This window comes from Macrococcus equi (genome assembly GCF_047426745.1).
Classification (GTDB): Bacteria; Bacillota; Bacilli; order Staphylococcales; family Staphylococcaceae; genus Macrococcoides; species Macrococcoides equi.
On the sequence record NZ_CP179732.1, the window covers coordinates 1,932,597 to 1,953,952 of the forward strand.

Annotated in this window: 22 protein-coding genes and 1 other RNA gene; 15 read left to right on the plus strand and 8 right to left on the minus strand. The window is 32.2% G+C overall.

The features are described 5' to 3' along the window. Positions 1–18: 18 nt before the first annotated feature. Both ACMGE6_RS10215 and recU read right to left on the minus strand, forming a co-directional pair. Positions 19–2,442 carry a transglycosylase domain-containing protein gene (locus tag ACMGE6_RS10215; RefSeq protein WP_414053693.1) on the minus strand — a complete coding sequence of 808 codons (2,424 nt, stop codon included), beginning with the start codon at positions 2,440–2,442 and terminating at the stop codon, positions 19–21. A 25-nt stretch (positions 2,443–2,467) separates the two neighbouring features. Next, positions 2,468–3,070: a Holliday junction resolvase RecU gene (gene recU, locus ACMGE6_RS10220; RefSeq protein WP_414046398.1), complete on the minus strand. Its 603-nt coding sequence runs from the start codon at positions 3,068–3,070 to the stop codon at positions 2,468–2,470. 75 nt (positions 3,071–3,145) lie between these two features. On the opposite strand from recU, the gene ACMGE6_RS10225 reads away from it, so the two are divergent. The 6 genes from ACMGE6_RS10225 to ACMGE6_RS10250 all read left to right on the plus strand — a co-directional run bounded on the left by ACMGE6_RS10225 (position 3,146) and on the right by ACMGE6_RS10250 (position 7,095). Beyond that, positions 3,146–3,493, plus strand: a complete 348-nt coding sequence (locus tag ACMGE6_RS10225) for a DUF1798 family protein (protein ID WP_414053694.1) — start codon at positions 3,146–3,148, stop codon at positions 3,491–3,493. Between the two features lie 3 nt (positions 3,494–3,496). Further along, complete coding sequence (locus ACMGE6_RS10230; RefSeq protein WP_414053695.1) at positions 3,497–4,048, plus strand: SLOG family protein; 552 nt, start codon at positions 3,497–3,499, stop codon at positions 4,046–4,048. A 10-nt stretch (positions 4,049–4,058) separates the two neighbouring features. Further along, entirely contained in the window at positions 4,059–4,373 is a 315-nt protein-coding gene (gene gpsB, locus ACMGE6_RS10235) for a cell division regulator GpsB (protein WP_414046401.1), read from the plus strand. Between the two features lie 52 nt (positions 4,374–4,425). Then, an RNA gene (gene rnpB / locus ACMGE6_RS10240) (RNase P RNA component class B) lies at positions 4,426–4,794 on the plus strand. 141 nt (positions 4,795–4,935) lie between these two features. Further along, positions 4,936–6,054, plus strand: coding sequence for a THUMP domain-containing class I SAM-dependent RNA methyltransferase (locus ACMGE6_RS10245; RefSeq protein WP_414053696.1), 1,119 nt, complete (start codon positions 4,936–4,938; stop codon positions 6,052–6,054). 30 nt (positions 6,055–6,084) lie between these two features. Next, positions 6,085–7,095: an MsnO8 family LLM class oxidoreductase gene (locus tag ACMGE6_RS10250; RefSeq protein WP_414053697.1), complete on the plus strand. Its 1,011-nt coding sequence runs from the start codon at positions 6,085–6,087 to the stop codon at positions 7,093–7,095. A gap of 33 nt (positions 7,096–7,128) precedes the next feature. Here ACMGE6_RS10250 and ACMGE6_RS10255 read toward each other — a convergent pair whose 3' ends face one another. The 3 genes from ACMGE6_RS10255 to ACMGE6_RS10265 form a co-directional block, all read right to left on the minus strand. After that, positions 7,129–8,784 carry a b(o/a)3-type cytochrome-c oxidase subunit 1 gene (locus tag ACMGE6_RS10255; RefSeq protein ID WP_414054854.1) on the minus strand — a complete coding sequence of 552 codons (1,656 nt, stop codon included), beginning with the start codon at positions 8,782–8,784 and terminating at the stop codon, positions 7,129–7,131. Positions 8,785–8,852: 68 nt separating this feature from the next. After that, positions 8,853–9,332: a cytochrome c oxidase subunit II gene (locus tag ACMGE6_RS10260; RefSeq protein ID WP_414048158.1), complete on the minus strand. Its 480-nt coding sequence runs from the start codon at positions 9,330–9,332 to the stop codon at positions 8,853–8,855. 12 nt (positions 9,333–9,344) lie between these two features. Continuing rightward, a complete protein-coding gene (locus ACMGE6_RS10265) occupies positions 9,345–9,512 on the minus strand; it encodes a cytochrome c oxidase subunit 2A (protein ID WP_414046405.1) in 168 nt (55 codons plus the stop codon). 133 nt (positions 9,513–9,645) lie between these two features. Here ACMGE6_RS10265 and ACMGE6_RS10270 point away from each other — a divergent pair, with 133 nt between their 5' ends. From ACMGE6_RS10270 to ACMGE6_RS10280, 3 genes are read left to right on the plus strand one after another with little or no spacing between them, the layout of a single operon-like run. Next, positions 9,646–13,047 carry a dynamin family protein gene (locus ACMGE6_RS10270; protein WP_414053698.1) on the plus strand — a complete coding sequence of 1,134 codons (3,402 nt, stop codon included), beginning with the start codon at positions 9,646–9,648 and terminating at the stop codon, positions 13,045–13,047. After that, the gene (locus ACMGE6_RS10275) at positions 13,044–13,934 is read left to right on the plus strand and encodes a sulfurtransferase (protein ID WP_414053699.1); all 891 of its coding nucleotides are present in this window, start codon (positions 13,044–13,046) and stop codon (positions 13,932–13,934) included. Before ACMGE6_RS10270 ends, ACMGE6_RS10275 begins: the two co-directional genes overlap by 4 nt. Position 13,935: 1 nt before the next feature. Beyond that, a complete protein-coding gene (locus ACMGE6_RS10280; protein WP_414053700.1) occupies positions 13,936–14,820 on the plus strand; it encodes a 5'-3' exonuclease in 885 nt (294 codons plus the stop codon). A gap of 228 nt (positions 14,821–15,048) precedes the next feature. Here the strand turns inward: ACMGE6_RS10280 and ACMGE6_RS10285 are convergent, their stop codons facing one another. Continuing rightward, entirely contained in the window at positions 15,049–15,573 is a 525-nt protein-coding gene (locus ACMGE6_RS10285; protein WP_414053701.1) for a hypothetical protein, read from the minus strand. Between the two features lie 160 nt (positions 15,574–15,733). Here ACMGE6_RS10285 and ACMGE6_RS10290 point away from each other — a divergent pair, with 160 nt between their 5' ends. Together ACMGE6_RS10290 and ACMGE6_RS10295 are read left to right on the plus strand one after the other, a co-directional pair. Beyond that, complete coding sequence (locus tag ACMGE6_RS10290) at positions 15,734–16,672, plus strand: hypothetical protein (RefSeq protein ID WP_414053702.1); 939 nt, start codon at positions 15,734–15,736, stop codon at positions 16,670–16,672. Position 16,673: 1 nt separating this feature from the next. Further along, positions 16,674–17,486, plus strand: a complete 813-nt coding sequence (locus ACMGE6_RS10295) for a Cof-type HAD-IIB family hydrolase (protein WP_414053703.1) — start codon at positions 16,674–16,676, stop codon at positions 17,484–17,486. Positions 17,487–17,492: 6 nt separating this feature from the next. On the opposite strand, the gene ACMGE6_RS10300 is transcribed toward ACMGE6_RS10295, so the two are convergent. Together ACMGE6_RS10300 and ACMGE6_RS10305 are read right to left on the minus strand one after the other, a co-directional pair. Beyond that, positions 17,493–17,882, minus strand: a complete 390-nt coding sequence (locus tag ACMGE6_RS10300) for a ribonuclease HI family protein (RefSeq protein WP_414053704.1) — start codon at positions 17,880–17,882, stop codon at positions 17,493–17,495. 18 nt (positions 17,883–17,900) lie between these two features. Next, positions 17,901–18,581, minus strand: coding sequence for a queuosine precursor transporter (locus ACMGE6_RS10305; protein WP_414048150.1), 681 nt, complete (start codon positions 18,579–18,581; stop codon positions 17,901–17,903). A 135-nt stretch (positions 18,582–18,716) separates the two neighbouring features. On the opposite strand from ACMGE6_RS10305, the gene ACMGE6_RS10310 reads away from it, so the two are divergent. From ACMGE6_RS10310 to ACMGE6_RS10325, 4 genes are read left to right on the plus strand one after another with little or no spacing between them, the layout of a single operon-like run. Further along, positions 18,717–18,899, plus strand: a complete 183-nt coding sequence (locus ACMGE6_RS10310) for a zinc-finger domain-containing protein (RefSeq protein WP_414046415.1) — start codon at positions 18,717–18,719, stop codon at positions 18,897–18,899. A 10-nt stretch (positions 18,900–18,909) separates the two neighbouring features. Further along, positions 18,910–20,025, plus strand: coding sequence for a conserved virulence factor C family protein (locus ACMGE6_RS10315; protein WP_414053705.1), 1,116 nt, complete (start codon positions 18,910–18,912; stop codon positions 20,023–20,025). A gap of 1 nt (position 20,026) precedes the next feature. Further along, on the plus strand, positions 20,027–20,461 hold the full coding sequence (locus tag ACMGE6_RS10320; protein WP_414053706.1) for a BrxA/BrxB family bacilliredoxin: 435 nt from the start codon (positions 20,027–20,029) through the stop codon (positions 20,459–20,461). Next, a complete protein-coding gene (locus tag ACMGE6_RS10325; RefSeq protein WP_414053707.1) occupies positions 20,448–21,278 on the plus strand; it encodes a class I SAM-dependent methyltransferase in 831 nt (276 codons plus the stop codon). The genes ACMGE6_RS10320 and ACMGE6_RS10325 overlap by 14 nt, the downstream gene beginning before the upstream one ends. Positions 21,279–21,356: the final 78 nt, after the last annotated feature.

A 21,356-nucleotide genomic window follows, 5' to 3' on the forward strand; every position in this document is an offset into this window, starting at 1 on the left:
AAACTGTTACGCTTCTTTTTATTGTCCTAAACTTTGTGCTGCCCGTTCATTTGCAGCTTTAAGATCAGCAGCAGCTCTGTCACTTGCAGCTTTAAGGTCAGCAGCAGCTCTGTCACTAGCAGCCTTAAGATCAGCGGCAGCTTTATCATTCGCTGATTGGGTTGTACCAGGTTCTGTAGTTTTAGGTGTTGTTGCAGCTTCAGGACTTTCTGTAGTTACAACTTTCTTTTTATTCGTTGTTTTTTTTTCATTACTTGAAGAACTATCATTAAATTGATTTTTAGCGTCTTGTTCGGCCTGCTGAGCTTCTTCAAGGGCTTTACGAGCTGCATCAGCAGCACGTTTATTATCTTCACGTGCTGCATCTGTTTGCTCATCTAATGATCCAGTAGGAAAGGTAGTAGTAGATTTACCAGGTGTACTAGTACCATTTCCTGTTAAAATACTATTGTCATCAGGTTGACCTTTAACTTTCACATTATTTCCAACTTTTTCAACTGAGTCAGGCATATCAAAATCTTTTCCATCAATTGGGTTGATTTCACTCATAACCTGTTTAAATAAAGATTTAGGTAAAGCTTGCTCTTCGGATCCTACAAAAGAATTAGCGCCACCTTCAGCAAGTTTAGTGAAGCCCATCCACACTGACATCGTATAACGAGGTGAATATCCTACAATCCATACATCTTTCGCTGCATTATCCGGCAGATTATATTTCTCATAAGTTTCATTACCGTAAGTTCCTGTACCAGTTTTTGCAGCTAAAGTTAATCCTGGAATACTAGACCCATACGCTGTACCTAAAGGTTCAAATGAGCCCTTTAGCATATCAGTTACGATATAAGCAGTATAATCTTCCATTGCTTTTTCAGAAACAGTATCAAATTTAATCGTTTCATCATCTTGAGTAACAACTTTTCGGATAGCATGAGCCTTATTATAAGTCCCACCATTACCGAATGCAGAAAAGGCACTAGCCATTTGAGTAGGTGAGAATTCAGATGAAGAACCACCTAATGCTTCTGATGGACCGATATCTTTTGATGGATATTCTAATCCAACATTTTTAGCGAAATTATACGAAGCATCATTTCCAGCCTTATTTTTAACTTCCTGATAAATTTTAAGAGCCGGAATATTTAAACTACGTCGTATTGCATCTCTCATTGTCAGGATACCATGATTTTGAGTATCATAGTTTTTAAATTTAATACCATTAATATCATATTCAGATTCATCCTGAATTTTATGGTTAGTTGCCCATTTTTCATTTTCAACAATTGGTCCGTAACTAATAAAAGGTTTAATTGTAGAACCAACAGGGTGAGCATCTGTTGCTAAGTTACGATCAATAACATCTTTATAATTACGTCCACCACTAATAGCTACTAATGCACCTGTTTGTGTGTCTACAATTGTAGATGCAGCTTGCTGATATTTATTTTTATAGATATTCAAATTATCAACGTTATTTTGTAGAGAAATTTGTGCGTTATTATCCATGTTCGTGTAAATTTTTAAACCACTTGTTAATACATCGCTTAATGATTTACCTTCAAACTCTTTATTCGTTTTTAATTCCTGTTTTATAACATTAACGTATGAAGCATATTTTGGATCATTTTCTTCAATATTTTGTCTTTGTGCAGGGGTTCTTTGTACAAGGTTTTTCGATAAATCTTCTGCTTGCGCTTGTTCCATTTCTGCTTTAGAAATTCGTTTATGACGGTTCATTAAATATAAGACAGTATCTTTACGTTTTTCCGCAGCCTCTGGATGATCATAAATATTATAAAGGTTTGGAACTTGAGGCAAGCCGGCTAGATATGCAGATTCAGCAAGTGATAATTGATTTAAATCCTTATTGAAATAATATCTTGCAGCTGTTTTGACACCGTAAATTCCATCAGAATAATAAATTTTATTAAGATACATTTCAAAAATTTGATTTTTGTCATATTCTTGTTCCAGACGATATGATAGATAAGCTTCTTGTGCTTTACGTTCAATTGATTTCTGATCAGTTAAAAATGAACGTTTAACAACTTGTTGTGTTAAAGTAGAAGCACCTTGTGAACCAAATCCTCCTGTAAAGTTTTTAAATACTGCTCCAGTTAATCTTTTAAAGTCTAATGCGCCATGTTCATAGAAGCGGTTATCCTCAGTCGCTAATACAGCATTGCGTATATTATCAGGAATATCTGCAAATTTAACACTTTCTCGTTTTTGTCCCATATATAAGACGGTCACAAGATTATCATCCTTGTCGTAAATCTTTGTCGGTAACTGGTCTCTTAATGCTGATTCATTAAATTTAGGAGCATTATATGCATAATATAAAAACAATAACATTCCTGCGACGATAAAAAATGTTCCGATGGCAAATAATATACCTAGAACCTGTAATATCGTACGTTTTAAATTTCTTTTTGTTTTGGCCATTCGTTAATCCTCACTCTCATTTAACTTATACATTAAAGTATTCCTGGACAGCTTTTAAATAGTCTATTCGTGGTTGATAAGTATATGGTATCAATATACCATCTTTCTTAATTTCTTTTAATTGAATAGATTTCTTCTCATTCGTCAGGTAGCGTTGCCAATAAATAAAAAATTGCCTGAACGGTAATAAATATACTTCTTCGTGACTGGAAAAGCAAATCAATACAAATACGATACCCCCATGCCTAAAAATTTGCTGCATATGATTGACCTGATGTTCATGGATGTTATTTAAAGGAAAGCTGGTTTTATTTTGAGTGGCTTTAGCTTCAAAATCAATATATTTACCTTTGAAAATACCATTATAATCAGTTGTGGATGCACGTCTAAAATATGCTTCTTTGATTACGGCTTGTGAACGTTTTGGATAATCAACTTTAACAATTTGAACGGGTGTCGGTTTTTTATGTATGATCGCAATATCATTTTTGAGATAATAACGATTGCTGATATCAATTTCATCTTCAAATTTCATGCCACGTTTTCCGTATTCAATTTTACTATTTTTCTGGCCTTTTGTAACTAAGTCTAAAGACTTAGTTTTCTTTCCGTTTGGATAATTAACCATAAGATTCATCCTAATTGTGGTGTGTTATTATTTCGTATACAATGAGTTTATCATAAGTATGAAAGGAGTACTTAAATGTTACAAAATTGTATTCAAAGTTTAATTCTAGATATCAATGAAATTTCAAATTACTATGAACGTTCAAAAAAAGGCCAGACATTCAATTTTGTATTACATGTGCAACCCTTTACTGAAAGAGTTGATAGTCATTTGAATGAATTTACCAGATTTGAAGAAAAGATATTATCACTTCCTTTAATGAATGAAAAGAAATTATCATTGCTTATATTATATATAAAAGAATTATCTGTAGAATGTTTTTTCGAAAAAACAAGTAAAAAAATATTTTTAGATAAATATAAAGCTGTTAACCACGATTTACATTATATTAATAGAAAGGTTAATCATGAGATAGAAGGGTGATTCATGAAAACTGTATATATTACAGGATATAAACCATATGAAATCGGCATATTTAAAAACAATCAGCCTGAAGTCCGATTTATTAAACTATATTTGCAGGATAAAATAAAATCATATATAGAAGAAGGTCTTGAATGGGTGATTATTCAAGGGAATCTTGGAACCGAGTTGTGGGTAGGAGAAATAGTCATTCGGCTTAAGAAACAATATGATATAAAGCTTGGTATCATTACTCCATTTTCAAATCATACAGAAAAGTGGAATGAGGAAAATCAACTTTACTACCAAAGGATAGCTCAACGTGCAGATTACTTAAATAGCGTTTTTCAGGATACCTACAAAGGTAGCTATATGTTCCAGCAGGCCAATCAATTTATTTTGGACAATACAGAAGGAACAATTCTATTTTACGATGAGGAACTCGAAGCAAGTCCGCAATATTTTAAGCGAACGCTCATTGATTTTATGGAAAAAAATCACTATACTATGGATAGTATAAGTTTATTCGACCTATCAGAGTTTGTAAGTGAATATATGAGAGAACAAGAAAATTAGAGGTGTAGTTATGTCAGAATTAAACTTAAAATTATCTGCTAAAGATATTTATGAAAAAGAATTTGAAAGAACGATGGTTCGAGGTTTTAAACCAGAAGACGTTGATAGTTTTCTTGATGAAATTATTGAAGATTATCAAAAAATGGCAGATATGAATAATCAATTGTTAAAATTATCGGATGAAAACACGAAGTTAAAACGTGAAATCGAAAATTTACGTATGCGTCTCGCAACTGGAAGAAGTGAAGCACAACAACAGCCTGCGAACAATTACGATTTATTAAAGCGTATATCCAACCTTGAAAAAGCAGTATTCGGTAAATAATAGTCTTCACTATTAGTAATAAAAAGTGTTATAATCTAATAATGAATAAAGATATCTCGGATAATCGCTATACATTGTATAGAGGAAAGTCCATGCTCACACAGCTCTGAGATGACTGTAGTGATCGTGCCAGGTGAAACAATAAGCCTGGGCATTAATTTGACGGCAATGAACAAACCTAAGTCATTGATATGGTTTTAGTAATTTGAAAGTGCCACAGTGACGTAGCTTCTCTAGAAATAGAGAAGGTGGAACGCGGTAAACCCCTCGAGTGAGCAATCCAAATTTGGTAGGAGCACTTTTCTAGCGGAAATGAACGTATAGAAAAGGTAGAGCAATCTACAGACAGATGATTATCACCGGCGTACGAGAGTAACTAGGCTCGCTCGCAGTACTAAGGAACAGAACATGGCTTATAGAGATATCTTTCTAGCAGCTCTCCATTTTTGGAGGGCTTTTTTATTTGGTGAAAACATTTCATAGAACAGAATGAACGTGTTACAATAAATTTAATAAATACTACATAATACTATAATTATATTATGTAAACTTGGAGGAAATTATGTATCAATTACTAGCAACAACACCTATGGGGATGGAAGCAGTCGCAGCAAAGGAAATTCAGGCGTTGGGATATGAAACTACTACTGAAAATGGACGCGTTCTTTATAAGGGTGATGCCAGAGCAATCGTTCAATCTAATTTATGGCTTAGAAGTGCGGATAGAGTTAAATTAGTAGTAGGGCGCTTTTATGCTACAACATTTGAACAATTATTTGATCAGACAAAGGAAATTCCATGGGAAAATTTTATTAGCGAAAACGGCAGTTTTCCAGTACAAGGTCGTAGCTTAAAGTCAAAGTTGTTTAGTGTACCTGACTGTCAGGCGATTGTTAAAAAAGCAATCGTAGAAAGATTAAAAAAAGCACATAAAAAACAAGGATGGCTAACTGAAGATGGGGCTCTTTATAAAGTTGAAGTTGCTATTCTTAAAGATGAAGTATTACTTACAATTGACACTTCGGGCCCAGGATTACACAAACGTGGTTATCGTTTAGCACAAGGTGAAGCACCGATGAAAGAAACGCTTGCCGCTGCATTAGTATTATTATCAAACTGGAAAGGGGATACACCTTTCATTGATCCGTTTTGTGGATCTGGTACAATAGCCATTGAAGCAGCAATGATTGCACAAAATATTGCACCTGGCTTTAATCGTGACTTCGTCAGTGAAGACTGGGATATCATTCCTAAAGGCATGTACGATGAAGAACGTGTAAAAGCTGAAGAAGTTGCTGATTATGATAAAGAAATCTCGATTACAGCAAGTGATATAGATCCTAAAATGGTTGAAATTGCACGCACCAATGCTATTGAAGTTGGATTTGGTGATATCATTGACTTTAAGCAAATGAATGTACATGATTTAACTTTAGTTTCAGAAAAAGGGGTCATTGTTGGAAATCCACCTTACGGCGAACGTATTGGTGAACGTAAAGAAGTTGAAGCGATGTATACTTATCTAGGTGAATTAATCGAAAAAAATCCAAAGTGGTCGTTATATATTTTGACGAGTTTAAAGACTTTTGAAGTCTTAGTTGGTAAAAAAGCTACTAAACGTAGAAAACTTTTTAATGGTTATATTGAATGTACATACTATCAATATTGGGGCGAAAAATAAAGATTATCTGACATTTAAGGTGTTGACTGTATGAAATTAAGTATATTGGATCAAGTGGCAGTTTCTAGAGGTGAATCTCCAAACGATGCCATTCAACATACTATCGATTTAGTTAAATATGCTGAAGATATAGGCTATGATGCATATTATGTTGCGGAACATCATAATACTTCAGGCCTTATTAGTCATGCTCCTGAAATTTTGATGACTCGATTATTATCTGTAACGCGTAAAATTCATGTAGGCTCGGCAGGGATATTACTGCCTCAGTATAGTCCTTATAAGATTGCTGAAAATGCGAAACTGTTAGAAGCCATGTTTCCTGGTCGGGTGATCATAGGATTAGGTAATTCTCCCGGTGGAAGTGAAATCACTAGAAGTGCCTTAACAGATGGAGGACAAAATAAAGTAAGGGACTATGATCGATTAATAGAAGATTTTTTAGGATTTTTGCATAATACCTTACCTCTCACTCATCCTTATCGCACAGTTAAAGCTGGCCCCAGAATTACTCATCATCCTAAAGTAATGACTCTAGGTTTGACAGATAATGGGGCGATGAGAGCAGCAAGATTAGGAATAGGTTTTGTTTTTGGTAATTTTATAAGTGATAAATATATAGAAAGTTCAATTAAGGTATATAGAGAGGCTTTTGTACCTAGTCAGCAGTTTAGTAAACCCTATGTTATCTTTAGTACATTTATTATTGTTGCGAGAGATGAGATAGAAGTTAAAATGCAGCAAACAATTCTGGATCATTGGTTATTGAATGTCTCAAAAGGAAGGGATACTGTTGTTCCAAGTTATGAGCAAGTTAAAAATTTAGATTATAGTGATGCTGACCTGAATTTAATTCAAAAAAATAAAGGCAGATATATCTTAGGCACTAAAGCGTACATTAAAGATGAAATCATAAAATTATACGATCGATATCAGTTTGATGAACTTATGGTAATTAATAATACACATGATTTTTATCTGAAGAAAGAGAGTTATCGAAAGCTAAAAACAATTATTGAAGAAATAAATCAAGATAAATAAAAAAACATCAAGCAGCTGCTTGATGTTTTTTTATTACCAAAGTTTACCTTCACCCATTCCTTTAGCACCAGGAGGTGGATCCATAAACATTTGTCCGATTGGAACTGTATATGCGACTAAAATTAATGCGATAGTAACAATGATTAAGAACTTCCAGTTTTCAACAAATTTATAAACTGGAGCTTGTTGATCCATTGCTTCAGCTACAGGGAAAGCTTCATAGCCTTTAGGTGCAAAGAATGCTAATTGAATAAATACGATGACAACAAGGATAATTGAGATAAATAAAATTGTACCTCCAATTGCCTGGATAACTTGATAAGGAATCCATTCGGCAGCAATTTTAGAACCACCATATTCAGAATAAGTAGAACGACGTGGTGCTCCAAATAATCCGATATAATGCATTGCGCCTGACATAATAGACATACCGATAGCCCACATTACACCCTGGATAATTGCTAATCGGTTAATCGCTTTAGTCATAACTCGTCCAGTAGCATGTGGAATTAACCAATACATTGTACCGAAGAATGTTAAAATTACAGCTGTTGCAACTGTTAAATGAAAGTGCCCAGTAATCCAGATTGTATTATGAACAACTTGGTCCATCTGTGCTGAAGCATTAACTAAACCACCAGCACCACCTGGAATAAATGCTGCCATTCCGATGAATGGTAAAACAAAACGTGCATCATTCCAAGGTAAAGTTTTAATCCATCCGAATAAGCCTTTAGCACCAACACTACGTCCATATGCTTCGAAAGTAGCAAATAAACTAAATGCAGTCATTAATGAAGGTATAACAACCATAAATGTTAAAACAACTTGAACATATTTCCATGTAACATCAATACCAGGTTCAGTTAATTGATGGTGTATACCCACTGGAATTGAGAAGAATAAGAATAACATAAAACTCATACGTGCTAAATTGTCACTAAATGCTTTCGCACCAATAATTTTAGGAACGACTGCATACCAAGACATATATGCTGGTAATAACCAGAAGTACACTAGCGCATGTCCAAAATACCAGAATAGAGTACGGCTAAGTGAAACATCAATACGTTCTACTAACCCTAAAGACCAAGGGATCATTTGGAGTAAAACAGTTGCAGCAACACCTAAAGAACATACAATCCACATAACGTTATTGATTGTTGCCATATATGCTAGTAGTGGAGATTTAAGTCCTTTATGTTCTTTTTTCCATTGTGCATATCTCATGATTTGACCGGCTGCTGAAATCCATGATCCAACAACGACTAATGCCATACCAATATAGAAAATAACGTGTGCTTTCAATGGTGCATAGAATGTATATAAAACTGTCGCTTTATTAAGTAATACCATTGTCGCTGCCATAGCAGTACCAATTACCATTACCCAGAAACCTAACCAGACTAATTTTCTTTGTAAAGGTGATAATTTACCGCAAGTTCTAATTACAGCAGCTGTCTGAAAGCCCATAATAAAGAATGTCGTTAATACTAAAGCTAAAATAATACCATGTACAGTAAGAATTTGATAGTATCCAATACCAGCTGGTAATTTAAGCGTACCAGAACGCACTAATGTTTGTAGGAGACCTGCCAGTCCACCAATAATTAAGCACACAATCGCAACATACATATGTGCCATAATTAATTTTCCGTCTTTTTTATCCATTACGACGCGTTCTGCCATATCTGTAGCATGATGATTTCTAAATGTAGCACGTTCATCAAATGTTCCATTATCTAATTTGAATTCATTCATTTCTTATCTACCACCTTAATGTTTGACTTCATGTCAGCATGGCCCATACCGCAATATTCGTTACATAATAATAAATATTCACCTTTTTTATCAAAAGTTTTAACGAAAGTAGAAATATGACCTGGTTCAATCATCATATTGACGTTAGTTTGTGCAATTTCAAAACCGTGAACGACATCACGACTTGTTGCGATGATTTTCACTTTAGCGCCTTTTGGAATTTCAACTTCACCAGGATTATAGTTAAATGCAGATACTACAAAGACTAATTCATAATCCCACTCTTTACCTTCAACTTTATGTAAACCAGGTTTACTGAAGACTTCATCTTTGTCAATTAACTCAGGCTCGATAAATTCACGTCCACTAGCGATTGGCTCATGACCATTATGAATAGCTGAAACAAAAATAATACTTAAAAATAAAACAAGTGACCCCATTCCTAATGCCAGCCAGATTTTCTCAAACTTATGCAAAATTTTCCCCTCCTAAATACGTTCTAAAAATAAAATAAATATAGCAAACCAAGTAACCACAAACACCGCACCTAAGAATAAAACGGAAGCCATGGTACCTCTTAAATCTAAATCGTGATGCGCTTCCTCATTAGCTTTAATCGGATCAGTATTACGATTAAAATTTTTATCCTCTGCCATAATGTACACCCTTTCTTAATAGCTTTTCTTTCTTTATAATAATAGAGTACAAAGTATATTAATGTGATATATATCACACTTTTTGCAAAACGTTAAAAATTTCACAAATAAATATGAATAAAAGAGGTATGTTATGAATTACAGGGACAAAATAAAGAATTTATATCAGTTAAAAAAAGAGGTGGAGAAGTCTGATAATACAGTTTTAGTCAATCAGATTAATGAAATCATTAAAAAAATTCATCAGGATCAAGTTGTGATAAGTTTTATCGGTCATTTCTCCTCAGGTAAATCATCACTGATTAATCATATTTTTGGAGAACATATCTTACCGAGCTCACCCGTACCAACGACAAGTAATACTGCGCAGATAATTATTAGCGATCAGGAGAATGTCCGTATTAACCTTGATAACCATACATATAGTGATTTGGAACGTTATGAAGATATTAAGAAAGTTAATACTTTAAATCACGAAATTGAATCAGTGGAAATCTATAGACCCTCTCATATTTTCGAAAATAATACTGTTATACAAGATACACCTGGTATTGATGCTACATTTAAAAATCATGCTGCTAGCACAATGAAGTTCTTGTTGATAAGTGATGTCGTTTTTTACACCGTGGAATACAACCATGTTAATTCTGAAAAAAACTTTGAACAGATAAAAGCATTAAATGAATTAAATGTGCCTGTTGTTTTAGTCATCAATCAAATCGATAAACATCAGGACAGTGAAATCTCTTTTGAGGATTTTAAAAGTACGATAGCTGACAATATAGAGCGTTGGGATTTAAAGCTTGAGAGGACGATATTCACATCTATTTTTGACGCATTGCACAATGAAATTGACCAGGTTCCATTATTAATGAATAATTATGCTGCGACTGCGAAGGTTAATAAGGAAGTATATTTTGAACGTATGATTCAATATATAGAATCTTCACAATTAACATATTTACAACAACAAAAAGAAAAATTACTATCAGAGCTTAATCTTGAAGCAGAAGAAATTGATGGAGCATATCAGAAAACACTCGACAACGTTGCAATCAATGAAGAACAATCTGTACTTACTGCAGAAAATAATACCGAGCTTCTATTAAATGCAGTAAAAGATATTATAAAAAATGCTTATTTAATGCCGTTTGAGATGCGTGAAAAAATTAGAGAGATGCTTGAGACGTACGCAAATAATTATAAAGTTCCTGGATTATTCGGAAAAAAAGCAAAACTAATATCAATCCAGGAAGAAAAAGTTAGAGAAGTGTTACTTTCAATGAACGCCATCATTGAAAAACAAATTACTTTTCAGTTAAAAGAGTATTATAGTAAGTTTACTAAATACTTAACTGATGCAAGCGCCATCAAAACACTTGTCTTCGAAGTATCATCAGAAGATATTACTTCTTTGATTAAACCACAGGAAACCATTACTAATGATTATGTGTTGATATACTCAGACCAATTGAAAAACTTAATTGAACGCATGGTTATCAATCAACAAAAATCATGGCATGAGCAGTTCATAAAAAATATAAATATGTCTAATTTAAATACAAATGATGAATTAAATGAAGAAAGTGTGAAATTTGAGAATTACTTTGTGAACGAATCGTTCATAAAATCAATTTTAACAAAAAATTATCTGCATTATTATATCCATGTTGATGAATCGATTGATAAATTAATTGATCGTGAATATATAAAATTTGATTTAAATACAATGCATTCACAGGAAAAAGTTCGTATCTATAAAGAATATGTAACTCTAGATGAAAATCTTGATAATACAACTCAAATTTTAAATACTTTATCTGATATTAATTATTTTGAAGCGGATATTGCTAAAATACACAATCAAATTCAACGCCTAAATAATAATATAACGAAAATAGTAGTTTTTGGCGCATTTAGTGCAGGAAAGAGTGCGATGATTAATGCTTTATTAAAGCAAGAAATTTTAGTGTCTTCACCCAATCCAACCACTGCATCAATAACTGAAATACAGTATGGAACGAAAAATTTTGTAACGTTCAAAAGTGAACAGGATATCCTGAAATCACTAAATGATATGATGTATTCATCTGCGTTAGAAATAGTCACGATTCCTCAATGGATTAAAAAATTTAAAGGCAAATTGAGCGATCTAAATGCACAAAATAGAAATTTTGCAGAAGCTATTATGCTTAATTACGAAAAATATGAAGCGCATTTAAAAAATCAAGTCACGATTGAAGTAAGTGATTCAGAAATTGATCAGTATACCGCAAATGATACACATGCTGCTTTTGTTCAAAAAATTACACTTGGAATTCAAAATGAGTTTCTAAAAGATAAAATTATTATTGATTCACCCGGAACTGGAAGTACAAATAGTCGCCATACGAAAGAGACTACGGAAATTATAGCTGATAGTGATCTGCTTATTTATGTTTCATACTATAATCATGTTTATACAGAAAAAGACAAAGCATTTCTTTCGTACTTAAATGAAGTAGAAGTAATAAATGATGACAGCCAAAATTTCTTTGTAATCAATGCGGTTGATTTAGCAAAAGATGACCAGGAGCTACAATCAGTTATTAATTATTTATCAGAGGAATTGCTTGATTTAGGAATCGATGATCCAATATATCCTGTATCAAGTAGAGACGCGTTGATTTCATATGATGATAATTTTTCAACATATGTAGCTGCAATTGAGTATTTCGTAAAAACAACAAGTAAACAGCAAAAAATAAAACAAATTAATCATCATGCTAAAGCTTTACTAAATAAAGCTCAGTCAATTGTCGATAATTTTGAAACTTACGAAAAGCACATCCAGTTAAGAAATGTACAATATAAAACATGGATGTCTTCATTTCCGATTAATCATAATTTATCGGATATAGTTACAAATGCATTAATAGATATTTTAAATGAACAAACAACATATTTAAAAGATAAAATGAAAATCCAGTTATATGACGTATTAAAATCAGAAATCAACACTTCTTCAAATGTTCAGACGATGCATCAAAGTTATCTGCATGCAGTGCAAAATAAATTGAATGAAGAATTATATTTAATAATGCCAAGATTAAATAAAAAGACTCAAAATCAATTTAATCAACAAGTGAGTATCATTTCTAATGATTTAGAGCAACATGAGATATATGAAGATCTTCAATTTAAGAATCAATTATTAGATGCAAATGATATCAGTGTAAGTCAAATAACTAATACGCTCCACCAACTTAAATTGCCAAATATCAAACAAAAACAATTAATGAACCCAACTTTGAGAACAGAGCTATATGATAATATTCATGCACAGACATTAATTCAAATCAATGAAATGATAGAAAGCTATAAATCAAAAACTACACAATTAATCTACGACAATTCATATAAAATGACTGAGCATATTGATAAAAAACAAAAATCAATCGAATATACAATAAATGAAAAATTAGCGCAAAAAATTGATCCTCAACTTAAAAATGAAGTTTCGGCGGCCCTAAAAAAATTAGAGGTGATTAAATGAAGATTTGGATTGCTGAAAATGAAGCATTTGAACTAGTTCAGTCTGGTGAAGGAGTATTATTTGACTGTAGAGGTCTTATGGATAATCTTGAGCAAAGTATCCAAAATTATTTAGATGAACGAGTCGAAAGTGCTGAATACATCCATTCTTTTTTATCAGGGAATAACACTATTTCTGGTGGTAGACATCCTTTACCTGACTTGAATGATTTTGCAGACTATGTGATATCTATTTCGCAGGGTAAAAAGATTATTGCATATGATAACAGAAATAGCTTCTTTGGAACTCGTTTTGTTTATCTGTGTCATTTAGTAGATTTAGACAGCTTCTTAATACAGGAAGGCTATGAAGATTTAAAACTGTTTAAGAAAACTGATAAGGATCCATTTGTCGGTAAAAATCATGCAACTGTAGTTTTTTATGAATCCACCACCGAATCATATGAGATGGCTAAGAGAAACATAAATAAAATGAAAAATAGAGATTTAAATATTGATTACAATAAAGATATCATTGCATTTTGTGAGGATATTAATGCTTTAGTAAATACGCCTGATATAAATAGAGTTCTAATCGATGCACGTGCACATGAGCGATTTATTGGTAATATTGAGCCACTTGATAAGGTCGCTGGTCATATTCCAACAGCAATCAATATACCGTTTAGTGAGATGTATGAACATGGGTTACCTAAACATGAACAAGATTTAAAAGATATTTTTAAATTGGTATTAGGAAAAGAATGCATTGTCTATTGTGGATCTGGCTTAAGTGCAACACCATTATATGTCGCATTGAAATCATTGGGAGAAAATGTGAGATTGTACGCTGGGAGTTATTCTGAATGGAGTTCAAAATACCCTGAAAATATAGAAATAGGAGACTAAAATGAAAAATCTATTAATTATAGACGGAATGGCTTTGTTATTTCGTCACTTCTTTGCAACAAGTTTACACAAGAATTATATGAGAAATACTAAAGGTGTTCCTACTAACGGCGTTCAGGGTTTTGTTAGACATGTAGTTAGTGCAATTCATGATACTAAAGCAAATCATGTGATAGTTTGCTGGGATATGGGTTCTCAAACTTTTCGAAATGAAATTGATCCTAATTACAAAGCGCATCGTCCTGCTCCTCAGGATGAACTAATTCCTCAGTTTGATATGGTTCAGGAAATTTCAAGGCAGCTAGGTTTTCATAATATAGGTATACAGAACTTTGAAGCTGATGATGTCATCGGGACTTTAGCACATACTTTGGACAATAGTTATAATATTAAGGTAATCAGTGGAGATCGTGACCTGTTACAAATATTAGATGAACATATTGAAGTATGGCTTATTAAAAAAGGTTTTAATATTTATAATATATATACGCAGGAACGCTTTAAAGAAGAATATCAAATTGAACCGAAACAGTTAATTGATGTTAAAGCGTTTATGGGAGATACGGCTGATGGTTATCCGGGCGTTAAAGGCATAGGTGAAAAGACGGCAATTCAATTAATTCAGAAATACAACTCTATTCAAGGTGTATTAAACAATCTTGATAATTTACCAAAAGGCCAGCAAACAAAGATAAAAAACAATATTGATGCACTGAAGCTTTCGCATCAACTTGCAGAAATTCATACAGCTGTTCCTCTTCAGATAGACGAAATCATTATAGAAATGCCTTACTCAGTAAATATCGATGAGATGATTAATATTTGTGATAACTTTGAATTAAAAGTAGCTAGCAGTTTTATTCGTAAATTAAAAACACTTAGATAATAATATAATTAATCACAGAGGCTTAGACAAATTTGTCTAAGCCTCTGTTGAATAGTTGAAAGGCAAAACGTACTATTCATCGTTTTTGGTAAATACCCATCGAAAGTAAAAGATCATCAAAATTGGTTTCATAAAATTCGTTCACGTAAATCGTAAATGTTAAGTAACTCGAAAAATGAATCCGTTCGATGCTATAATTGACTTTCTACCAATATTAATATGACAGTATTAAATCTTATTAAATAATTCAATATCAATGGTGTAAGTATTATTAAATGAATCAATCAACATGGATTTCTTATTTGCAGCTATTTCAAGCTGTTCAATGTAAGATAGTACATACTTTTCTTCAATTATACCTTCTTCAACGATTCCAACACCGGCAACTGCTTTTATTCGTTCTTGGCCATATCCAAAGGAAATATTTGATTCCAATGCATTTATAATATTGCGTTCTAACTTCAAAGATTCAAGTAATTGAGATGGAGAGTAGTACTTTTCATTAAATTCAATTTGAGCGTTACAATTTGCTTGATGGATTGCGGTTTTCAATGCAGAAATATCACTTTTCAAACTTTCGATGAGAGAAATTGTTTCATGTACATATGAATTTTTTTCCTCATTTATAATACTTTTATTATTCAAAGCGATTGGCACACGAAACTCTGTGCTGAATCTTTCTATTGCATTATTTAATTGGACACGTAGTTTACTACTGACAAAGATGGCTTGTTGTATTGTTAAAGATTGCATGTAGAACCTCCAGATTGAAATGAATTTAATAGAATAGTATATAATAATTTGTTTATATATTCAACTTCTTATACAAACTATTTTTTGCAATTAAAATGTTCAAATAAAACTTTATTTTCACGGTCATTTAATATAAAATGACGGATAAAGAGGTGTTTTGATGCAAGAGATAAATTATGAATTAATTAGATTAATGACAGATATCCATGAATTTAAAGGAAAGCAAATAATATATTTACAATATAATACGAGAGTTTTGGAAAAATTAAAATTTTCCGGATTATATCATAACGTTAAATATGCTTGTGCATTATCGGGTATTACAATTGCCGATACGAAGCTTATGCATATCTTACAATTTAAAAGATCGTTTTCAAATGAGCAGGAAGCAAAGATATGTGGATTTAGAGATGCGATGCTTCTAATTACTGAGGATTATGATTTTATAGACATTAATATAGATACTATTTGTACTCTGTATTTAGAGATGACTTTAGGTGATACTGAGATGATTGAAAAAATGACGTCACATCAACGGAGTCTATTAATGGATCTATGCAGTCGTTATAATGACATGATTCATAAGCACGATTCTAACGTTTTACTTGAAATTTTTTGTTTTATGTATCATTTTAATCAATCAAATATTTTTAATGAAAATACAATTTTGTTTTCGCGTTTGCTGCTTCATTTACTACTATATAAATCAAATATTTTAGTAACACAGTATCAAAGTATAGACCAACTTATCTTTATAGAGATGAGTACTGGTAGAAAAAAACTTAGAAAAAAGGATATCAATCGTTTTGATTTTCATGATGAATTAAATTATATGGATTTTTACTTTAAAAAGTTAATTGAAAGTTATGAAGCCTTAGATTTGAATTTTAAATTGATATTAGATGATAAGATTACACCGCTTTATAGAGTACTCAATGTGCTAAATCGTTCTTATGAACCAATTTCAAGGAATGAATTAGAAATTATTCTTGCTGATATAAGTAGAAAAACGATTGAGCGTGCACTTGTACAACTTCAAAAGGATGCGTTGATTGAAAAAACGGGACAAGGTAAAGCAACGAAATACCGTGTAACATAAAATGTTTCACGTGGATAAGGGTGAGTTAATGAAAGTTTTTGCTGTAGATATGGATGGGACATTTTTAAATAATGAAAACAACTATAATGTAAATCTGTTTAAAAAATTGAACAGGAAATATGGTGATAAGTTTCATTTTGTTGTTGCCAGCAGCAATAATTATGATTATTTGAAATCATTTTTTTATAATCAAGATATAAGTTATATTGCTTCAAATGGAGCTGTAATTGTTTCAGAAGATGAAATAATTCATCAGTCATTTCTAAATGAAGAAGAGGTAATGAATATAATAAAAATATTAAAGCATAATGATATATTTTCTTTTGTTATATCTTCTAGTGAAACATCATTTATTTTAAATCAAGCTGAACAGAAATTTATAAATAGAATGCATCATTATTATAGTCATTTAGTAGTTATAGATAGTATTAGACCTTCTCAATTTTATAAAATTACGATAGAGGTCAATCAGTCAATACACAGTTTATCTCATCTAATTCAAAGCATCAATTCAAGCTGCAATGATAGTGTTGCTGTAGATAGTGGATATCATTGTATTGATGTGATGCATAAAGATACGAATAAGGCTTTTGGAATTAAAAAGTTACTCACTAAATTTGGTTTAACTGAAAAAGATTTATATGTTTTTGGAGATAGTGATAACGACCTGGAAATGCTAAAGATGACAAAGCATTCATACGCTATGGCAAATGCAAACGACCGTGTAAAAGCCGTAGCTAAAAATATCTGTTTAAGTAATGAAGAGGATGGGGTATTGCTGAAGATTGAGGAAGTATTAAAAAAAGAACTTTAAGCAATACTATAAGTACTGCTGCAAAGCTCTTCTTGCAATTGTATCGGCATGTTTGTTCTGGTGTCTCGGTATCCAATCAATGAGAATCAGTTCAAAATTCTGCATTAATTGCTTGTACTCTTGTAAAAAAGGTTTATACGCAGTTTGTTTGACATAATCTTTATCGATTGAATCAACTACAATTTTCGAGTCACTTTTAATAAGCAAAGTTTTACAATTAAACTGAATGGCAAGTTTAATCCCGATGATTAAGCTTTGCCACTCAGCAATATGATTATCAATTTGCCCAAGATATTCTCCATGTTCAATTTGTGTATTATCAAATTTTAGTACGATACCACACGCACTGTGTAATGGAGATTGTTTAGTAGAAGCATCTATATAAATTTGTGCCATTTTTACACCTCTTATAAACTAATTATGCTCTTTATGAAAACTTTTTGCCCAGTAACCAAATGGGATATTGAAAATTGTCGATGCTAATTTAAAGATATATGTTGTAACAAAAATTTCAAATACAACGTTACTTGGCATTAATCCGGTAAAAGCAATCAGCGAAAATAATGCAGTATCAACAATTGAACTGAATATTGTACTGCCATACGCACGTACTATGAAAGTTTTTTCTGATGAAAAATATTTTTTAATGAGATTAAATAAATACACATCAACATATTGACCAATGATATATGCAATGATTGATCCGAGTACTATTCTTGGTACAACACCAAATAAGGTTTTCATGCTCTCCTGAGCGATATCTGATTTTGCAGGGATAAACTGTAGTGACGTGGTCATTAGAACGGTCATGATAATCGCAGATGCAAAGCCTAGCCATACTGCTTTTTTGGCAACTGTGCGACCGTAGCGATCATTTAAAATATCGGTTGCTAGATAAATAGATGCAAAAAGTACATTACCTAATGTAGCAGTTATACCAAATAATTCTACTGATTTTGTCACCTGAATATTTGCGATAACTGTGCCAATTGCAACCCAGACAAATAATCCTTCTTTTCCGAAAAATCTATACATTAAAACTAAACCTAAAAACGTTAAAATAAAAGCGATAACTGCCCATAATTCATTTGTCATATAAATCCTCTTTTCTATCAAAAATCAACTTATCTATTATAGGTATATAATTGTAATTTTGCAATGCTTTTATTAAAATCAAATAGGCATCAATTTTGAATTATTTTTGATATACTAGCTTTTGAGGTGAATGACGTGAACCTGGAACAAAAATTAACGATTAAACAAATCGATACATTGACAGATTATTATTGTGAAGGATGTTTGCTAAAAAGTTATCACCGTAAAGAGCACGGAAAAACATATGCACATCATTATTGTATAAAAAAATGCTCAATTGGCATTGAAATTAAACAGCTTGGCAATGTATTGCAGTAAGGAGTAGAACATGAAAATTTTAAAAATAGAACCAACCCCAAGTCCCAATACTTTAAAAATTACATTAGATTTTAAAAAAGAAGATGCGAAAAGTATGACATATAAGGCTGTTAATACCGAACAACCTGAATTTATTAATAGTATCCTTGAAATAGATGAGGTTAAATCTGTTTTTCATGCATTAGACTTTATCTCTGTAGATAAATCACCAAAAGTAGAATGGGAAGTTGTTTTACCAAAAATTAAAGCAATTTTTGATGAGCAAATTAATTCTGTTCCTGAAGAAAGTATTGATAATGGAGAAAAGAAAGTTGAAGTTTTAGTATTTAAAGGAATTCCTTATCAAATTAAAGTCACGGATAAATCAGGTGAACAACGTAAACAACTGGATGTACGATTCATTGATGCAATGCTTGCTGCTCAAAATGATGATGATAATGTTATTTTACTTAGAAAATGGCTTGATTACGGTGTGAGATATGGCGAAAGTGATGACATTATTAAATCAGTCCAAGAAGAGATTGATGCACAATACCCTAAGCGTTTATTAGATGAATTAGTTATTAGTGGCAAAGCAAATCAACATCAAGATAATTCAAAACAATTGAAAAGAGTTACTTTAGAAGAATTCAAGAATGAGGAAAATTGGCAGAAACGATATCGTTTAATTGACCACTATCCTAAACCAGGTATAACGGATCTGGCATTTTTTGAAGAAGTGTTAAAAGATGAGAAGCCTCAGATCAGAAGACTTGCTGTAGTCTTTTTAGGTATGATAGAAGATGAACAAGTGCTTGAATTATTACACAAAGCCATGGATGATAGTAATCTAACAGTTCGTCGTACGGCGGGTGATACTATCAGTGATCTAGGATATAAAGAAAGTTTACCAGTGATGCACAAGGCTCTGGACGATAAACATCCTATTGTAAGATGGCGTGCGGCAATGTTTATCTATGATGAAGGAGACGCAACAAGTTTAAAGTATTTAGAGAAACATTTAGATGATCCTGCTTTTGACGTTAAGCTTCAAGTTCAAATGGCTTATGAACGAATTAAGAATGGTGAAGCGGCTGTAGGTTCAGTGTGGAAACAAATTGCTAATCGAAATAAAGGAGAAGAATAATATGAATGCTTATGAAGAATATATGAAAACAATTGCAAATGGAATGAGAAGTGAATTGACGAATCATGGATTTGAATCATTGGAATCCACAGAGTCAGTGGAACAATTTTTTAATCATATTAAAAATGATGAGACAACTTTTGTCGTAATTAATTCGGTTTGTGGGTGTGCGGCAGGATTAGCACGACCAGCTGCTGTTACAGTGGCTACTCAAAATGAGAACAAGCCTGATCATCTAGTCACAGTTTTTGCCGGACAGGACAGAGAAGCTACTGAAAAAATGCGTGAGTATATTGCACAAGTTCCTTCAAGCCCATCTATGGCTTTATTTAAAGGTCAATCTTTAGTTGGCTTTATCCCTAGAGAGCACATTGAAGGTCGTCCTGTCGAAGAAATTTGTATGGACATTAAAGAATATTTTGATGACCACTGTTAATTTAAATCTTCGTATAACGACATGTGTTAAACCTGATGCATTAATATTAAATTATTTAGAAAAGATAACAAATGATATCAAGCAATACGAAAATGTTGTTTATAGAGTGATTGAAAGAAAAAAATTATCAATTTCTTCATTGTTTGATATAGACGAGTCCCCTTTGTTAGTCATTCAGCACGATGGTATTGTTTTGTATACTGCTGCTGACAACAAGATTTTTTATCATGAAAATACAACTCGTGTAAAATATAAATCATTAAACAATCAGGGAAATATTCCACCGCTTATTGAAATGTTTGATAAGGATTCTGAAGTGAAAATTGTTATTGATGCGACCATGGGAATGGCAAATGATCTGATATTGATGGCATTGTCATTGCCGGGGTGTAAGTTTTATGCTTTCGAAGAGAATTTTTATATCCATTTTGCTATAAAATGGGGAATCATATTTTACTACGCTGAAATAAATAAAGATTTTCTGGATACTGATAGAATTCATTTTGTTTATGGCAATGTGGTAAACCGTATAGATATTTTGCAAAATGCTCAAGTTATCTACGTTGACCCAATGTACGAAGAAACCGTTAAGCAATCAAATATTGCTTCGTTAGTTAAATTTGTCGACCATCATTTAGCAAATGATTATAAGTTATTAAATTTTATTTGCTCTAATTTTAGCGGTAAGGTGATATTACGTGCGCACTTTAGATCAGGATTAATCAATGATTTCGGATTTAAGATGAATGTTCGTAAGCAGTCTAAAACGCATTATGGTTATAAGATAGTAAAGAATAATAAAAAGGCTTCGGAATAACCGAAGCCTTTTTATTATTCAGTGATACACATGCTAATCATGTAGCATAATAATAAGAATAAACCTGAAACTACCATC

Excerpts from the sequence above, each read along its gene's own strand:
- ACMGE6_RS10295 (WP_414053703.1), top strand. The coding sequence starts at position 16,674 with ATGTTTCACGTGGATAAGGGTGAGTTAATGAAAGTTTTTGCTGTAGAT.
- recU (WP_414046398.1), bottom strand. The coding sequence starts at position 3,070 with ATGGTTAATTATCCAAACGGAAAGAAAACTAAGTCTTTAGACTTAGTT.
- ACMGE6_RS10255 (WP_414054854.1), bottom strand. The coding sequence starts at position 8,784 with ATGGCAGAACGCGTCGTAATGGATAAAAAAGACGGAAAATTAATTATG.
- ACMGE6_RS10225 (WP_414053694.1), top strand. The coding sequence starts at position 3,146 with ATGTTACAAAATTGTATTCAAAGTTTAATTCTAGATATCAATGAAATT.
- ACMGE6_RS10215 (WP_414053693.1), bottom strand. The coding sequence starts at position 2,442 with ATGGCCAAAACAAAAAGAAATTTAAAACGTACGATATTACAGGTTCTA.
- ACMGE6_RS10305 (WP_414048150.1), bottom strand. The coding sequence starts at position 18,581 with ATGACAAATGAATTATGGGCAGTTATCGCTTTTATTTTAACGTTTTTA.
- ACMGE6_RS10270 (WP_414053698.1), top strand. The coding sequence starts at position 9,646 with ATGAATTACAGGGACAAAATAAAGAATTTATATCAGTTAAAAAAAGAG.
- ACMGE6_RS10315 (WP_414053705.1), top strand. The coding sequence starts at position 18,910 with ATGAAAATTTTAAAAATAGAACCAACCCCAAGTCCCAATACTTTAAAA.
- ACMGE6_RS10285 (WP_414053701.1), bottom strand. The coding sequence starts at position 15,573 with ATGCAATCTTTAACAATACAACAAGCCATCTTTGTCAGTAGTAAACTA.
- ACMGE6_RS10275 (WP_414053699.1), top strand. The coding sequence starts at position 13,044 with ATGAAGATTTGGATTGCTGAAAATGAAGCATTTGAACTAGTTCAGTCT.
- ACMGE6_RS10320 (WP_414053706.1), top strand. The coding sequence starts at position 20,027 with ATGAATGCTTATGAAGAATATATGAAAACAATTGCAAATGGAATGAGA.
- ACMGE6_RS10325 (WP_414053707.1), top strand. The coding sequence starts at position 20,448 with ATGACCACTGTTAATTTAAATCTTCGTATAACGACATGTGTTAAACCT.
- ACMGE6_RS10265 (WP_414046405.1), bottom strand. The coding sequence starts at position 9,512 with ATGGCAGAGGATAAAAATTTTAATCGTAATACTGATCCGATTAAAGCT.
- ACMGE6_RS10290 (WP_414053702.1), top strand. The coding sequence starts at position 15,734 with ATGCAAGAGATAAATTATGAATTAATTAGATTAATGACAGATATCCAT.
- ACMGE6_RS10245 (WP_414053696.1), top strand. The coding sequence starts at position 4,936 with ATGTATCAATTACTAGCAACAACACCTATGGGGATGGAAGCAGTCGCA.
- ACMGE6_RS10230 (WP_414053695.1), top strand. The coding sequence starts at position 3,497 with ATGAAAACTGTATATATTACAGGATATAAACCATATGAAATCGGCATA.
- ACMGE6_RS10280 (WP_414053700.1), top strand. The coding sequence starts at position 13,936 with ATGAAAAATCTATTAATTATAGACGGAATGGCTTTGTTATTTCGTCAC.
- ACMGE6_RS10300 (WP_414053704.1), bottom strand. The coding sequence starts at position 17,882 with ATGGCACAAATTTATATAGATGCTTCTACTAAACAATCTCCATTACAC.
- gpsB (WP_414046401.1), top strand. The coding sequence starts at position 4,059 with ATGTCAGAATTAAACTTAAAATTATCTGCTAAAGATATTTATGAAAAA.
- ACMGE6_RS10250 (WP_414053697.1), top strand. The coding sequence starts at position 6,085 with ATGAAATTAAGTATATTGGATCAAGTGGCAGTTTCTAGAGGTGAATCT.